The 16805-nt window shown below is 33.5% G+C and carries 14 protein-coding genes and 2 pseudogenes; 7 read left to right on the top strand and 9 right to left on the bottom strand.

All coding sequences use genetic code 11. From position 1 onward, the window contains the following. Positions 1-82: 82 nt before the first annotated feature. Both FI644_RS13070 and FI644_RS13060 read left to right on the top strand, forming a co-directional pair. The gene (locus FI644_RS13070; RefSeq protein ID WP_142108473.1) at positions 83-1645 is read left to right on the top strand and encodes an alkaline phosphatase family protein; all 1563 of its coding nucleotides are present in this window, start codon (positions 83-85) and stop codon (positions 1643-1645) included. 254 nt (positions 1646-1899) lie between these two features. Then, on the top strand, positions 1900-2415 hold the full coding sequence (locus tag FI644_RS13060) for an undecaprenyl-diphosphatase (RefSeq protein ID WP_142108472.1): 516 nt from the start codon (positions 1900-1902) through the stop codon (positions 2413-2415). Positions 2416-2913: 498 nt separating this feature from the next. Here the strand turns inward: FI644_RS13060 and FI644_RS13055 are convergent, their stop codons facing one another. Beyond that, on the bottom strand, positions 2914-3648 hold the full coding sequence (locus tag FI644_RS13055) for an HAD-IIB family hydrolase (RefSeq protein WP_053477682.1): 735 nt from the start codon (positions 3646-3648) through the stop codon (positions 2914-2916). A gap of 69 nt (positions 3649-3717) precedes the next feature. On the opposite strand from FI644_RS13055, the gene FI644_RS13050 reads away from it, so the two are divergent. Further along, entirely contained in the window at positions 3718-4386 is a 669-nt protein-coding gene (locus FI644_RS13050) for a Crp/Fnr family transcriptional regulator (RefSeq protein WP_142108471.1), read from the top strand. A 308-nt stretch (positions 4387-4694) separates the two neighbouring features. Here FI644_RS13050 and FI644_RS13045 read toward each other — a convergent pair whose 3' ends face one another. The 5 genes and pseudogenes from FI644_RS13045 to FI644_RS26840 form a co-directional block, all read right to left on the bottom strand. Next, positions 4695-5156, bottom strand: a complete 462-nt coding sequence (locus FI644_RS13045; RefSeq protein WP_142108470.1) for an NUDIX hydrolase — start codon at positions 5154-5156, stop codon at positions 4695-4697. A 292-nt stretch (positions 5157-5448) separates the two neighbouring features. Then, the gene (locus FI644_RS13040; RefSeq protein WP_212139239.1) at positions 5449-5829 is read right to left on the bottom strand and encodes a VOC family protein; all 381 of its coding nucleotides are present in this window, start codon (positions 5827-5829) and stop codon (positions 5449-5451) included. Between the two features lie 204 nt (positions 5830-6033). Beyond that, the gene (locus FI644_RS13035; protein ID WP_142108469.1) at positions 6034-6489 is read right to left on the bottom strand and encodes a VOC family protein; all 456 of its coding nucleotides are present in this window, start codon (positions 6487-6489) and stop codon (positions 6034-6036) included. Positions 6490-7583: 1094 nt separating this feature from the next. Beyond that, a complete protein-coding gene (locus FI644_RS13025) occupies positions 7584-8060 on the bottom strand; it encodes a CarD family transcriptional regulator (protein WP_053477677.1) in 477 nt (158 codons plus the stop codon). Between the two features lie 266 nt (positions 8061-8326). Further along, positions 8327-8763: pseudogene (locus FI644_RS26840) on the bottom strand (tyrosine-type recombinase/integrase); the annotation flags it as partial. Between the two features lie 347 nt (positions 8764-9110). Here FI644_RS26840 and FI644_RS13010 point away from each other — a divergent pair. Both FI644_RS13010 and FI644_RS13005 read left to right on the top strand, forming a co-directional pair. Continuing rightward, the gene (locus tag FI644_RS13010) at positions 9111-10034 is read left to right on the top strand and encodes an ArsR/SmtB family transcription factor (protein WP_142108468.1); all 924 of its coding nucleotides are present in this window, start codon (positions 9111-9113) and stop codon (positions 10032-10034) included. 1 nt (position 10035) lies between these two features. Continuing rightward, positions 10036-11301: an MDR family MFS transporter gene (locus FI644_RS13005; RefSeq protein ID WP_181758200.1), complete on the top strand. Its 1266-nt coding sequence runs from the start codon at positions 10036-10038 to the stop codon at positions 11299-11301. 101 nt (positions 11302-11402) lie between these two features. Here FI644_RS13005 and FI644_RS13000 read toward each other — a convergent pair. The 3 genes and pseudogenes from FI644_RS13000 to FI644_RS12990 form a co-directional block, all read right to left on the bottom strand. Then, positions 11403-11643: pseudogene (locus FI644_RS13000) on the bottom strand (MOSC domain-containing protein); the annotation flags it as partial. A gap of 305 nt (positions 11644-11948) precedes the next feature. Further along, on the bottom strand, positions 11949-12530 hold the full coding sequence (locus FI644_RS12995; protein WP_053477674.1) for a TetR/AcrR family transcriptional regulator: 582 nt from the start codon (positions 12528-12530) through the stop codon (positions 11949-11951). A gap of 48 nt (positions 12531-12578) precedes the next feature. Further along, positions 12579-13001, bottom strand: coding sequence for an ester cyclase (locus FI644_RS12990; RefSeq protein WP_246067082.1), 423 nt, complete (start codon positions 12999-13001; stop codon positions 12579-12581). 393 nt (positions 13002-13394) lie between these two features. On the opposite strand from FI644_RS12990, the gene FI644_RS12985 reads away from it, so the two are divergent. Next, positions 13395-14651, top strand: coding sequence for an MFS transporter (locus tag FI644_RS12985; protein ID WP_380000388.1), 1257 nt, complete (start codon positions 13395-13397; stop codon positions 14649-14651). An 886-nt stretch (positions 14652-15537) separates the two neighbouring features. After that, positions 15538-16776 (top strand): IS110 family RNA-guided transposase, encoded by a 1239-nt coding sequence (locus FI644_RS12980; protein ID WP_142109020.1) that lies wholly within the window; start codon positions 15538-15540, stop codon positions 16774-16776. Positions 16777-16805 lie beyond the last annotated feature (29 nt).

Here is a 16805-nt window from a genome sequence, read left to right as displayed (position 1 = left end):
CGTAAATAATAATTCATAGAAATGAAAGAAATCGTAGAAAATAAAGAACATATGAAAATATACATATGAAGGTGGAATGATGATGGGGTTTCGCTCAATTTTTATCGTATTTCTTTCCATCCTATTAATTGGCTGCTCTGCTTATAAAAATAACGAAGATCAAAATAACCCTATGGCTATTCAAATGAATAACAAAACCTCCCCTAAAATTGTTCTTCTTATCATTGATTCATTAATGGATGAACCTTTAAAGAAAGTGATTGAAGAGAAGAAGGCACCTGCCTTGGATTTTTTTGTAAAACATGGCCAATATAATAAATACTTAGTCAGCTCCTATCCAACAATGTCAGTTACAATTGACAGCTCATTAATAACCGGTACTTACCCTGATAAACATAAAATTCCAGGTCTTGTATGGTATGACGGAGATGAAAAACGTACTATAAATTATGGAAATGGTCTTTTCGAAATGATGAAGATTGGGGTTACTCAGTTTACTGAAGACTCATTGTACCAATTTAATAATGTGGACCTCAGCCCTAATGTGGAGACCATTCACGAAGTATTAGACAAAAGGGGAAAACAAACAGCTTCTATTAACTCTATCATTTATCGCAGAAATTATGAGCACACGCTGAAGATTCCAAAGGTCTTAGCGAAGACTACTGCATTGCCGAATACATACAAAACCTTTGGACCGAAGCGATTGTCAGTGGGTGCATTTATTCGTCAAGACGAAAAAAATATACATTTATTAAATCGGTTAGGGCTTAATGATGCATTTGCAGCGCAAGAATTAAAATATCTTTTAGAAAAGAACATACTTCCCGAATTCACGATCATGTACTTTCCAGTAAATGATCATGAAGTTCATAGAAAAGGACCTAAGACGACTGAAGGCATTGAAGAACTTGATAAGAATTTACAAGAAATATTAAATGTTTTTCCAACTTGGGAAAGTGCGCTAGAAAATATGATTTGGATTATCATCGGAGACAGCAAGCAATCTTCAGTTAAAAAAAACAAAAATGAAGCTTTAATTGATTTAAGAGAAGCTCTTTCGAACTACAATATTTTAAAACTTAATGAGCCTGTACGTAATAATGATGAACTTGTTATTACAGCAAATGAACGAATGGCATATATTTATAAGATCAGTGAAGATTTTTCTCTGCAAGATATTGCAAGTAGGTTGTTAGCAGATGAACGTATCGCATGGATTGCATGGAAGGAAAACAACATGATTCAAGTGAAGTCATGGGATAAGGATGGGGTATTTCAATTCAAACCCGAAGGAGCTTTTAAAGATGCTTATAATCAAACTTGGTCTATAAAAGGAAATAGCTCAATTCTTGATTTGACTATAAAAAATAACAATCAAATAAAGTATGGTGATTATCCTGATGGATTAGCTAGATTGTACGGTGCATTACATTCACAAAAAGGAGAGTTTCTAATAGTAGATGCCAAACCTGGTTATGAATTTATTGGAGAAAGTTCTCCTGAACATACAGGTGGAGGTGCCCATGGTTCGATGCATAAAAATGACTCTCTTACTCCTATTATTGTTACAGGAACCAATAAAAGCATAGATAATTTACGTATTGTTGATTTAAAAAAATGGATATTGGACCTCTTAGAATGAGAGTTAAAAATGAAGTTGTTGTCCGAAGTGGCAGCAAAGATTGCTTCTGCGATGGCGGCCGAACTAATCGGAAGTATTCTGGCATGCCTGTACCGTTAGGATGCTTTTCTGGAATACCCATTTTTATTATTTGCTTAGATACTTCCTCATTTGATACCAAATATATATCCATGTACGTGAAAATCGATTATTACCATACAAATAGTGAATGAATACCCCCACCTTTTATCTACAAAGTAAGGAGAGGATCTTTAATGAACTACAAAGTATTTAAGTCGATTAATCAGCTTTCTGGACGTTGTTTTCCAATTGATTTTCTGATGATTTTGATATCAAAAAAAATTCGTTATGTGTTTATTTTTGTATTGATTTACATGTGGTTTAGAAATGACTCTTACAAAAAAGCGTCTTGTAATGCGGTGATATCAGCGGGGATTACTTTATTAATTAACATTTTGATTAAGTTATTTTATTTTAAACCACGTCCGTTTATGAAAAGCCAAGTCGGGATACTTATTCCTTCAAAAATGGGTTCTTCATTTCCAAGTAAACATACTCTGCTTGTATTTGCTATATCAACTTCTATCTTTCTATATGACCGTGTTCTTGGTTCAATCATGTTGGTTCTATCTGTTTTGACGGGCTTCTCACGTATTTGGGTAGGACATCATTATCCATCTGATATTATCGGAAGTGCCTTTATTTCCAGCATGACTAGCATCATAATAGATAAAACTGCCCGCTGTATTAAATATAATGCTGTCAAATAAGAAATCATACCCTTTAAATCACAAAATTGTGAAATGAACCATTTTATTGCTAGTTGTGAATCATTCTATTGCCAAGCTATGGGGCTCTAAGGATTTAAAACACCGATGTTCGACTAACTTTTCTTTCAAAAAAGAAAAATAACACCTTCAATAATAGTTTTTGTATTCTTGGCAATTATAATCTTCACAAATTTATTTTAGGCAAAGATATATTCACTTAAGAATATACAAAAAGAAACCATATAAGAATGTTTTATTCTTGAGAAATTGTAATAAAAAATGACTTATTAAGAATTCACTAATATTAAAAAATGTTGTTTACGGCAGTATGTTTTTTGAATAGCAATCAAGGCTTTATATACAAGTTATGTATAAAATCTTGGATATAAAGCCTTATTTAAAATAAATTCGTATTTAATTAATGCGCCCGATTGTTGAATAACAATCAACTTTATAAGCTTGGTTAATTTGAATACGATAGTACAAAGTTTGATTAATTTATACACAAGGTATATCCTGCCTCAAAAAATTTCTAATTCTTTTTGCTACATCCTCTTTATAAATCACTTCACTTGCATATTTTTTTACATCTTGAGTTCCAACGCATACACTATGTATTGCTTGTTCAAATAAGCATTTATCATTTTGGTCATTACCAAAAGCAATAAAATCACGTATACCGAAATTATGTATGCCTCTCACCTTATTAATACCATGAGGACTAATATCATAAATATCTTCGCTCTTATATCGTGTAATGGACACTGGTAAAGTAGCTAGTTCCTTCAATAAAGAATCCTCTACATTAAATAACACAAGCTTAGAAAGATTGTTCAGTTCCTTTAACTGAATGTTTTTTGCATCGACTTGATTGATATGATGATAAATAGGATGACCTTGTTCCCCTGTATATGCAAAATCCCAATCGCTATCCGCCAAATATGAACAGTTATATTTCTCAATAAAACTATATAATTCAATTTTGGTATCTTCATCAAAAGACACACATTCTATTTTCCCTTCAAAACTTGTAAAGGCTCCATTCCCACCAATTAATTGAAAATGATGAAACTTTCCCGGTAAGACAGGGCGCAGGTCACGGATTGGTCTTGCAGAAGCAAATATCACTTTATGTCCAGCAACAATTAATTGTTCAATTGCTTCTTGAATATCTAATTCAATTGTTTTTCCATCAAAACAAAGGGTACCATCTATATCAAATACAAAATTCATTTCTTCATCACTCCTTAATTCGAGTATAATAAAGGATAATGATCTTTTGAAAGGACAGGTGTCCCTTTTATGAAAACTGCCGTTCAACAATTTAAAAACATCTACCAATACTCATTATCCGAAAAAGACAAAATCGCAATTCAAGTCCTTTCATTTAAAAAAGATGAATCAATTTTGACCGTTGGCGAGAAAGTTAAAGGCATTTATTTTTTAATTAATGGTTCTTACTATGTATCAAACCCTGAGATAAATGGAAAAGAATTATTGCTTCGTCGCTGTACACCTCCTTCTATATTAGGAGATATTGAAATTTTTCAGCATTGTGACATTCAATCTAATTGCCATGCTACTGAAGCATGTACATTTATATTTGTTCCAACTGAGCTATATGAACAATCTCTAAAAAAAGACCCTGCCTTTACTGAACTATTATTAAAAGAGTTAACGTTTAAATTAAAAACTTGTACAACATTATCTCGTGTAAATGCCTTATCTTCCGTTAGTATAAAACTTGCTGCATATTTATGTACAACACATACCGAGAATACCTATGATGGATACTTAATAGTTGAGAACAATCATCATATCGCCAATCTAATTGGCACAACTAACCGGCATGTAAACCGAGTTTTAAAACGCTGGGAAGATGAAAAAATAATCGAAAGAAACAATGAAAAAATAAAAATTCTAGATTTTGAGAGATTATCTATAGTAGCGGAGGATATCCGATATAAATAATCTATTATTATTCTCGCAGCTGCATTTTATACAAAAATCCCCCCTTTAGACTAATAAAATCTAAGGGGGTAATGCTGTCCAACTTATTTTAAATGTATACCCAAAAGAGCTCTCCTTCTTTCCTTTACTTTGATTCGGTCTAGGTAATTTTAAATTCTATTGTTGAATTATTTCCCCATAAAAGTTACAAATATTTCTGCAAATGTGTTCAAAAATCTGCCCCTTTAACGAAAAAAACTTTCCTTATTCTAGGAAAGCGTCCGATAATGGAATAAATTAATATTTTTAACTAAAGCTTTCCGTTTCTGCTAATTACGTGACTTAACAATTCTGTTGTTCTGTTTGATCAAATCTAAAAGGCCATCAGGAACAAGTCGTAATTCACCGTTTTGAAACTTACTTATAGGCAAACGCATAATTTTAAATATTTTCCCGTCATCTTCCTTACCTTCAAACAAGTCCTCGGTATAAAAAGAGAAATCAACAAATGATGCATCGTATACCTGTACAATCTCATGTCCTACTTCCCCGTTAAAAGTAAAGATATTTTCAAGAGTCCCCAAATATTTGAGATTAAAAATATCAGTTTCAATTTCTTCTTGTACCTCTCTTATTAAAGCTTCTGCGCTTTTTTCTCCGTATTCAATTCCTCCTCCTATAGGACGGTAATAATAATCACCTTTTACTGAATCATAGCCCTCTGCAACAAGGATGGAATCGTCTTTTTGAAATATACAAATAACCAGTGGTCGTATTATTCCTTTTTTCATTGCAATCCTCCAAATCGTTAATCAATACCCTTTAATTGTTTCGATTCACTCGCGAATAAACCCTTCTTCCATTCCAGATAATGGCACTTTCCATGAAGAAAGAGCGAATTCTTGCTGCAGAATTGCGCCCTTTAATGGAATAACTAAAATATAATCTCAATGCTAATTCTGATTGAACTAACGCACCCTATAGTTTATAGTGAATTCCATCACAAACTTTACCTTTTTCAACTGCCACGATTATTTTATAAAAAGTTATTTATTGAAATTAATAAATAAAATCTTAATGCTATTATTTTCTTTTTGAGGATACCCTTATATAATAACCATCAGGATCAATGACTCTAAAATCGACCATCCCCCAAGTTTGTTGTTTTAAATCTGATTCAATTGAATTGGGTTTTTTTTGTTTTATACTTTTATATAACTCTTCAACTTGATCCGTTATAATTATAAATTCTACACCACCACCAAGCTTAGCGAAGTTATGTTTTTTAAAATAATGATTGTCCTCTAAAACATCAAATGATGTTAAAAGAAGATGAGATTCATCACTAATAAAACTCGCGCTGTTTTCTCCCTGTTGTAATAATTTCAGTCTTAAAATATTTTGATAGAACACTACTGATTTCTCAATATCGTTTACAAAAAACTCAATTCTAAATGCCATCATAATCCCTCTCATCATTAATTAGATTGTTCAAAACTCTTTTCTAATCTTTAAGTTCTATTAATTTCTTTTAGAATTTTTCTTTCACTAAATGCCGCGTTTGTTGAACAAAAAAGCTTTCCTGTATGGTAGCTGATTTTGAACATAAATACCCTTCTGCTTTTAGTGCATTATATAACATCCTTTTTATGGATCTCTTAAAGTAGTTTAATTAATGCCTTTAAGTTTTTTCCACTCACTTAAGTACATATCTGGCTTGTTCTCAGGCTCTGCAGGGAGTTTACAGATAAATTCCAATGAATTTTCATCTGGGTCATGAAAATACACCATAGCATGGGCTTGATCTGGCATTACAATTGGTTCAGTAGGTTTAAAACCGAACTCTTCACGTATATCAATGCCCCGTTCTTTTAACCATTGCTTTGCATTTTTTAAATCCTCAAAATCTACCTTAAACGCTATATGTCTTAAGGATGGATGATATTTTGTATTAACACCTTGGTCACTTTCCCATAAACCAATCCAGCTATTATTCTCTACTATCCAAAAAAACGCTATCTTTTCATACCTTATTGCTAACTTTAAGCCTAAGCCTTTGTAGAATTCAATCGACTTTTTTAAAGTACTTACTGGTAAATGTGCTTCATATAATCCTCTAATCATCTATTTACCCTCCTTTTATTAGGTTTAGCATACAATTTAGTAAAGGAGTCTACGACGGAGAATAGTTTGAACTATCCTACGACTTTTGGAGTATTTATATCTTCATTCTCTTATACTATACTGCTTCGTTACTTCAATAACATGAAGTAGTATGCGGTGAATCTTTCTCTTTTAGCAGGTTAATAATTCATCTTTTGAAACAATACGCCATTCATGTGCTACAAATTTTCCTATATAGTCATTGATACTAATTTCTTCTAATTCAATTGCAAGTGGATGTAGGGATACATAGCATTCATTTGTCTCATAATTTAGGGTAACTTTTACAACCTCATATCCATTATGAATTCTTAAATCAAAATCTGGGTCATCAATAATATCTCCTTTAACAGGAACAAGAAAAAGCTGCTATTGGATCTATTAATACGTGACCTTTTTTAGTCTCTTCTTGTGGAGAGTGGGTGGTTCCTTTGTTCTTCTAGATGGCAACTCACTCGTTCGAGAAAAGTTGCTAGGGATAGAGTATTGGACAAGTAGTCTCATGGGACAAGGGACCTGTCCCAGTAATCTTTACTATTGTTATGTAACTAAAATAAAAAATGGTTTCCTGGTCTGGAAACCATTTTTGTAGTTGACCATATGGTGTTACCAATTCGTTTTTCTCTTTTACGTAAAGAAGATAAACAATTACTATTCACTGTCTCAGTAGATGTAAAAAATTCTTAAAGATAGAGGTGAAATTGATTGTTTTTTCTTCTAGAAATAATGACTTAAATAATATATTGTATACCTAAAACAATGAAAGCCCTACCTCTCTTTCATCCTTACGGCTCCTTGTCCGTGCCAGTGTGAATCAGGATTGCAAAAATCAAGTGACTATTTTATCGAGTTATTTGATGAAACTTCAAACGTTCGTAAAAGAAATTTAAATAATAAAAATGGATTAGATTGTAGAAATAACAAAAGAGGTTAATGCTTTAAAGGTGAGTTGGAGAAGTTGAATGTCTTTGAAAAGATTTACTTTTAATAATAAACATATTCCCAAAAAATTCAGGATATTTTCGGGAGATGTAATACATTATCTTAAATTAATCTTAACAGAAACTTTTTATTTGATTTTCAGTAATCCCTTTAATTAATCCCAGTTCACTAATCAAAAATTGATGTGCGTTATCTAACATTTTTTTTTCGCTTGCATTAAGTGCTTTTTCTTTCTTCATACGCATTAAATCACGTACAACTTCAGTACATTCTTGTATTTTACCCGTTTTTATTTTGTCCGTGTTCACTTTATACCTTTGTTTCCACGGCAGTAATCTATCTGATTCTCCATGATGAAAAATGTGTATGATGTGTTTTAATGCAATTATGTCAGTAACAGGGCGTATACTTGAACTCAACATTTTACCCGTAGGAATCATGACTTGCATATTACCGATTAACATTTTTATGACATAATACTGTTGTTTTTCCCCTGAGATTTCCTTTTCTTCTATGGCTTTAATTATACCTACTCCGTGCATTGGATAAACAATGTTATCGCCAATTTGAAACAAATAATCCACCTCCATATATGGTAACCTTCTTAACCTTAACATATATATTATTTTTTATCAAATTTTTAATTTTATCATAAATTAATTTTCAACGTCAACTACTTTTTCATTAAAAATCAGAAAAAGCAAAAACAATAGGAATCGTGTCGGATTACCAATAAAGGGAAGGTTTATTTTCCCGCGTATAATCTGAAACCTCTACTACCTTAATATTATTATTCTATATAAAACCTTCCTGCGCAAATAACACAAAAAGCGACTGCCTTGTTCAGCAATCGCACATGACCAAGTAAGCTCTGAATCACTTCAAGTGGCGTACCATTGTTAATCATATGTGTAGCATAGCTGTGTCGTAATTGATAAGGATGTATACTTTTTTATCCCAGCTCGATTTGATATGCGTTTGATAATATATCTCAGATTATCAATACTCATACGCCTGTTTGGCCTTCTTTCCGTAATAAACAATCAGAATCCTCATCATCTCGCTCATCTTGATATCTTTTTAACCAAATGTAGCAACGGGTATTAAAGTACACTCCCCTTTCTTAATCGCCTTCCCATGAACAATAACTGAATTCGTTAAAAAACTAATATCATCACGATTCAATTTTATAACTTCTCCAATACGGCAGCCTGTCGAATACATAAATTCAAATAACGCATTCTCCAAAGAAGTATGACAAGCTTCACTAAGATGTTCAATTTCTCTTTCTGACGCAAGTAAGTGAGGCTTATACGGTGCGTGCTAAAACACTTCAGCACTCCCTTAAAACACATTTGTCAATGTATAAAATACCATCAGAAGCTTGCATGCATAGAATCAGTGTTGTCAAATATACTTACGGGCTTAGTCCAATTTCAACTTATTGAAATGTGTTTTTAAGTATGCAAAAAGAAAAACCTGAGGTCATTTTATGATCATCAGGTTTTCTTTTAACCACCAATTAAAAAAACTATATTCTAGAAATATAACATTTACAATTTTATTCTTCTTATGTTATTATATATAAAATTTGTTCCATAAACATCGAACTGATTATTGTTCCAAGGAGGTAGAACTTTATGTCTTTTCAAGTAATTGTAGATTTTTCACCTGTTAACGAACTTATTACAAGCTTGTATCACTACATCAATTTCAAACAGCATCGCAATTTCTCCCTCAGTAAAGACTGGCATAATTCCGTTAAAACAGAACTTCATCCTCATTTCGCAGCTGAGCTGGAAGATGACCGATTAGAAGTATTGCATCGAATCAATTTATTAGTTTGGCAATGCCCTGGGGAGAGAACTCCAAAAGAATTTATCAAATGGCTTCAAGACCAGCCACCTGGTGATTTATATGAACGATTGGCTCCCTGGATTAACAATATACCTGGTAATTTAAAAGAACTGCGTGATCGAATGGTATACCTATTATCAGAGTGGGATGTACAGTACTTTCAGCACATTGATCCTAGAATTATTGAACAATTAAAGGATGATGCAAGACAAAAACGGAACCTGATTTCTAAAGTATCATCTATTAATTTAATTGAAGAAGCGACAAATGGAATTAGAATTGAACCAAATGAAATGTTAAAAACCGTTTTTCTCATTCCGCAATATCATTGCCGTCCAGCAACGATACTCGATTACTTCGAATCTATGTGCACTTGTCTATATCCAGTAAAATCTGCAGCAAATGATGCTAACGAACTGCCTTGGGAGTTAACATTTGTTACCCATGCTTTAGCTGATGAGAATCGTTTAAAAATACTGCGATTTTTGCATTCCGGAATGCAAAATTTTTCGGCCATTCAAAATTATATTGGACTCGCAAAAAGCACTACCAACCACCATTTGTCCATTTTAAGAAGGGCAGGATTGATCAGGACTCACTATTTTGGAAGTAAGTTTATTCACCAATACAGTCTGCGTGAGGAAGGACTAGAGCAAATGCAAAACCTGATCAATGCTTATATTAGGAACAATGACGGTGGAGTATAACATGAATAAAGCCAATCTGTTCTTAAAACAATATCATCCAATCGTACATACACTTCTTTTTGGTACGTTTTTAATCGCGCTTGCTCAATCAATGAGTCTGTTATTTTTGCCTATCTATTTGGTGAAAGAACTTCATATGGATCCTGTAGTCATAGGACTTACTGTTGGGGCTGGTCCTCTTGCGGCAACGTTTGGAGGATTCATAGCAGGTATTGTGTCAGATAGGATAGGGAGAAGGAAGGTATTGCTTGCATCCCTTTTATTATCATCGTTTTCTTTTTTGGGCTTTGTTTTTGCTGAAACACCAATTTTTCTCATCATATTAGTGATCTTAATAGGGTTAAGCAACTCATTCTTTACGCCAGTCGCTAAGGCACTAATGGGAGATGTCACCGATGCGGATAAACGAGTTCGCGTCTTTTCCCTTCGATATGTAGTTAACAACCTCGGTTTTGCAATTGGCCCAATAATCGGAGCTTATCTTGCACTGTCTGCAAATGAAGTTCCCTTTCTTATTGCAGCATGTCTATATTTAGGATTCACTATTCTTCTTCATATATTATTGAAACGATTTGGTATTAAACAAATAGAGGCTCAAGATACAGAAAAGATAACTTTAAGGAAATCTTTAAGTGTACTGCGCTCAGACACTATCCTCCTCTACTTTGTTATTGGAGGAATCATTTGCATGGTAGTACATGGACAATGGTCGGTTACTGTATCACAATATTTGGAAAATGATTTCACGAATGGTGTTCAATTGTTTGCTATCATCTTGATTGCAAACAGCGTTGGAGTCATTTCCATGCAATATCCAATAACAAGATGGGCAGAAAAACGAACACCATTATTTACAATAATAATCGGATGTATTTTTACAGCTTTTGGCATGTTATTGTTTGCTTTTTCCGGGAATGCGGTTATGTTCGTTATTTCGACGATTATTTTTACTCTAGGGGAAGTACTTGTGATACCGGCAGAGTATACACTTATTGATCAAATTACGCCAAAAGCATTGCGGGGAACGTATTATGGAGCACAGAGCTTTAACTCTTTAGGAAGTTTTATCGGGCCAATGCTCGGAGGCTTTATGTTAAAGCAATTTAGCGGAACTGCTTTTTTTCTAACAATGGCTCTCATTTCAATACTGAGCATTCTATTCTTCTGGCGTGGTGTTAATCTTTTTAAAAATAAAAACACAACTTCTAATGTTGATTTTGAAAAAAGATTGATTAAAAGTAACTCACAAACCAGCATTTTACGATAAATAAAAAGAATCCATTTTGAAAAAAGATTGATCAGAATGGATTCTTTTTCAGCAGATTTAAGATTGGTTTGTATAAAAAAAGAATGATCATTTTCTACCTCTTCAAGCATATTTGTTACGGTTAAATTCTCACCAAAGTTTGATGGGGAAATGGTTTCTTAAATTCTTTTTCCCAGAGTGAATAATGCTCATAGGGATATACACATACGGCACGGTCGGGACCCCCATGATATCGTAAATCCGCAACTCCATCTCCAAGGAATCCTTCTTTTTTTAGAGAGCTTCTTCAGTTGTATGTTTACAAATTCCTGTATTTATTTCTTTATCGCTCCTGTACTTCATTATTTTGGGTAAACCAATAGAAAATTTCTCCAACCTTATAGCTTTACTACTATCCACTTATACGCACATCTCCTTGTTACTAATTTATCTATTATTAATATTATCACTTGTTGCAGACTTCTTTTACTAACCTACCAGATTAATTTCAGTACAAACATTCACATTTTCTAGATGTTAATCCAGAAAATGACCCGATTGCGGAATATATTATTTAGGTTTTTTGGCTCCAGTTTTCTTTCTTTTAATCTTTTTTTGGAAAAATGCTTATTAAAGCTATAGCTCCATTTATTCGAACTTTCTTCCATTTATTTTATTAACGATAATATTAAAGTTACAGATTTATCTACGAATGATCGCTCCGGATGAGATTTCAATAAAACAGTAACTCCAATTAATGCAACAACTAATGTCTGAGCTAAGGCTTTAACATCTAGGTTGCTTTCTAACTCACCTGATTTAATACCTTTTAGAAGGGTTTCTTGAAATATGACTGAAAGATACATTTCATGCTCCCTCGTAAGTATTTCAAATTTTTCATCGTGTGGGGCAAGCTCTACAATTGTATTAATACAAAAGCAGCCCTTACTTACTTTGTTCTTGTACTCTTCTTCTATCATTTCTTCAAATAGATTACGAAATGCTTCCTTCACAGATGTAGTGTTTTGTAGTTTTTTTCTAATGAGGGAGGCATGCAAATTTGTATATTTACGCAAAGCAGCTTCAAACAGTTTCTCTTTGTCTCCAAAAGTTGCGTATAAACTAGGTCGTTGTATACCCATAGTGGCTGTTAAATCACTAATCGATGTGGCAGCGTATCCCTTCTCCCAAAAAAGTTCCATAGCATCGTCCAATGCTTTTTCTTTATCAAATTCACGTTGTCGAACCATGATAAATCCTCCTTCGCAAAAAACTAAATTTCTTTACTGATAGCAATCTTATTTTTGATTTCGTTTTATCTGCTCAATGACTGCAAGTCTGTCCACTTGAATCCAATACTCCACTATTTTTTGTTTTTCTAGTTGGTATACGGCACTACCTATTTCAATAACTTCTTTATTTGTAGGAGGGTAGCCCTCATATTCTGCAATATGCATTCCAATCTGTTTCCATCTAACATAAACCTTCTGATTTTGAGAAAGAAGTTCTTGAATTTCAATTTTAAAGTTTCCCCATATATCCAACATTTCTTTTATATGTTCTGCATAATTCTTGGGTGATCTTATTATCGTCACCATACTTTCTGAATTCATTTGATGAGCCTTTACCTCTTTTGCCATGAAGGTTTCGGCTTGTTCAGGTTTGTTACCCGATCTTACAACTTCAAAAAAACTTTTTATAATCTGTTCGTTAGTCTGTATTGATGAAGGCGTTCTTTTTAAAGATGCTTCATCTCTCAATTCATTTATATCTATTGTTTGATTCAGTTCATCAATCGCTACGTCCTTATCAAATTTTCCATTTCCAATCATATCAGAACCTCCTCATATTATACCAATTGGTATATTTTGATTTTATTCATTTATATTCTTTTTGTCAATATTGAATGTTTTTTTCATTTAACTCCAATTAAAATAATTAAGGTTATGCATATAACCTCATATGTTAATTTCCAAACTCTTTGATGAACAATAAATAATGTTCAAAACTAACTTGACACCTAAATAAGTTAAGATTATGCTTAAAAAGAATCATTTTTTACCGTTCAGTATATTATACTCATCGGTAAAATTAATGAAAGGAGATATACTAAATTGGATAGTAACGATAAAAATATAAAATTTACTGAAGAGTTTGCTACAAAAACGGATGAGTTACAAATAGCATCCAATTCAACATTGTCTAGATATACAGAACTATTAATAGCGATAGCTTGTGGTATGGCTGTTGCTAACATCTATTTCGCCCATCCATTACTCGACTCAATAGCTACTGAATTCATTATTACCCCATCGACCATTGGAATCGTAATTACAATTACTCAGATTTGTTATGCATTAGGACTGCTGTTATTGGTCCCTCTGGGTGATTTATTAAACCAACGACATGTGATTATGGGTCAAATGTTAATGTTAGCTGTTGCGTTAGTTGTTGTTGGTATAGCTCCTACCAGTATAGTGTTTTTCATTGGTATTGCAGTGGTAGGTTTGCTTGCCACTATTACACAAACTCTAGTCGCATATGCATCAACGTTGGCTGTTCCTGCTGAGCGTGGACGAGTAGTTGGTTTCGTTACAAGTGGAGTTGTCATTGGCATCTTACTGGCAAGGACGTTTGCTGGCATAATGGCTGATCTTGGAGGTTGGCGTTCTGTCTACCTTTCTTCAGCTGTATTAATTCTGATTTTGATTGGCTTATTACACAAAGAACTTCCGGGTACGGTTTACAAGCGTCCATCTCTAACCTACCCAAAGTTGTTACATTCCGTTCTAATGTTATTTGTTCAAGAAAGGATTCTTCTTATTCGTGGGATATTGGCACTTTTGATTTTTACTGTTTTTAGTACTTTTTGGACTTCATTGGTGTTACCGTTAAGTTCTCCACCTTACTCATTTTCACATACTGCTATTGGAGCATTTGGTCTGGCTGGAGTTTCTGGAGCATTAGCTGCAGCACGGGCTGGGCGACTGGCTGATCGAGGATTAGGAGAACTTACAACGTTTGTAGCATTAGTGTTACTAATAGCATCATGGTTCTTTATTTACTTTATTAACTATTCAATTCTCGTATTAATTATTGGCATTATCCTTCTTGACCTTGCTGTACAAGCAGTTCATGTCACCAATCAGAGTATGATTTTTACAGTCCGTTCTGAAGCAAGAAGTCGGCTTACTGCTGCATACATGGTTTTTTATTCTGTTGGCAGTGCCACGGGTTCCATAATTTCAACCAACATATACGCAAATTATGGCTGGAAAGGTGTATGTGTATTCGGTATCTCTGTCAGTGCTTTGGCTCTTATATTTTGGATGGCTACCTACCGTCTTTCTAAGAAGGATATGCAGAAGTAATTTCAAAGTAGATGATATTTTTAAAAAATTAAGCAAAAAGGGGTAGAAATTAATTCTATCTCCTTTTCACTTAATTTCAGAGACTTCACGTTTATTTCTCCTTTTTTCTAACCTTTTTATATTTAAGAGAAGATTATCAATTTCCATATTAAATGGCCCGTTCGTTGAATAAGAGCAACTTCAAAAGCTATGTATAGATGTAAGTGTTTATACAGTTTGTTGTTTTTGAAAAATAATTCAAGAATATTAATAAATATACTGCCAAAACATACATTAGTTAAATGCCAGAAACAAATGTGACTTGAACCATAATTTTGCCAAGTTATGAACCATATTATTGCCAGACCATGGTGCTCTAAGGTTTAAGGATAACGCTCTTCCTATAACTTTTATTCTTAAAATAATATGACCTCTACAATAATAGTTTTTTTCTATTTCAGGCAATCATAATATTCATTAAATTATTTTAGGCAAGGATATATTCACTAATGAATAACCACTACACAAGACTCTTTTATTGTTTAGAAATAGTGAATCTGAAGCAATTTGAGTAAACGTTAAACAAAATTTTCTTTGTACTAAAGCATGCACAACTAATACGCATTAATTTCTATGATATTTCCTCCATTAAAGCGCCCGATCGTAATATAAGTTTAACCAGTTTTTACTGGTTGAACTTTTTTTATTTGGTTTTATTATAGCGGTAGTCGGAGTAGAACGTAGCGCCCGTGGGACTCGATCCCGTCCGCAAAACTGTTCACTCCCTACTTGTATAAGCATGTTTCAGGCTGGTTGGGACAATGATCCCGTTTAACAAGCGAACCTATGACAGTACAAGCAGCCTAGGGACAACCGACTAATCTTAATTTCCAAGGAGGAGATGATGATGAATCCAGTAGTTGGGCTGGATGTTTCTAAGGGGGAAAGTCAGGTACAAGCATTCTTAGATAAGGGACAGCCTTTTCGTAAAAGTTTTAGTGTAAAACATACAGTGGAGGGCTTTGAGAATTTATTAGGATTCTTAAAAGAGATTGAAAGAGTAGCTGATGGTAAGCAACCTTCGGTTATTTTAGAATCAACAGGACATTACCACTCTCCTGTTATTCAATTTTTGGAGGAACAGCAATATGTTTATATTATTGTGAATCCCCTTATCTCTCATCGTGCAAGGAGTACAAGTTTAAGAAAGGTAAAAACAGACGCTGTCGATGCCTATCTTCTTTGCGAACTATACTACAAAGAAGAAGTTGAGCCGTATAAAAAAAGAGGTATACAACTCTTAAACCTTCGTAATCTGACAAGGCAACAAGAGACAATTTCAAGTATCTCTGCACAAACCAAGGTACAGCTTCTAACAGTGCTAGATCAAATATTCCCTGAATATAGAGGTGTCTTTGGTAATTTATATTCAAAAGTCTCATTACAGACTCTTTTCTTATTTCCTACTTCTGAACATGTACTAAATACTACCGAATCCGTTTTAACTGAAAAGATTGTATCGTTATGTACCAGACGTTCAGAAAAGTGGGTAAAAGAAAAAGCACAAAAGCTTATTGAGGCTGCAGGACGAAATCCATTTCAAAACAATTTGTATGAAAGCCATATATTTAACCTAAAGATGTTTATTACCATTGTTCTTCAATATCAAGAGCATCTATCACAACTAGAAACTGAAATAGATGCCCTCGCTAAAGAAATTGAAGAATATAAGATTATCCAATCTATCCCTGGTATTGGAGAAAAGATTGCGGCAACAATCATTTCCGAAATTGGAGGAATAGATCGGTTTAATCATCCTAAAAAGTTAGTTGCCTTTGCAGGAATAGATCCTAGTGTTTACTCTTCTGGAAGGTTTACAGCGACCAACAATCGCATAACTAAAAGAGGATCCAGAAGGTTAAGGCAAGCATTATATATGGCTGTGTACTGTGGAATTCGAGATGCACGTAAACAAAAGAAGAGCGATACCGTTATACCTCGAAACAAAAGATTAAGAGAGTTTTACGATAAAAAACGCGATGAAGGTAAATCCTATAGAGTAGCAATAATTGCTTGTACTAATAAGCTTTTACACTTGATTTATGCACTATTAAAGAACAAAACTACTTTCCAAGAGTTAACTTAAAAACTATATTTAACAACATAAAACAAAAC

It is taken from the genome of Cytobacillus solani (genome assembly GCF_006704205.1).
In the GTDB taxonomy this organism is placed as follows: domain Bacteria; phylum Bacillota; class Bacilli; order Bacillales; family Cytobacillaceae; genus Cytobacillus; species Cytobacillus solani.
This window is presented reverse-complemented; position numbering and strand designations above follow the sequence as displayed.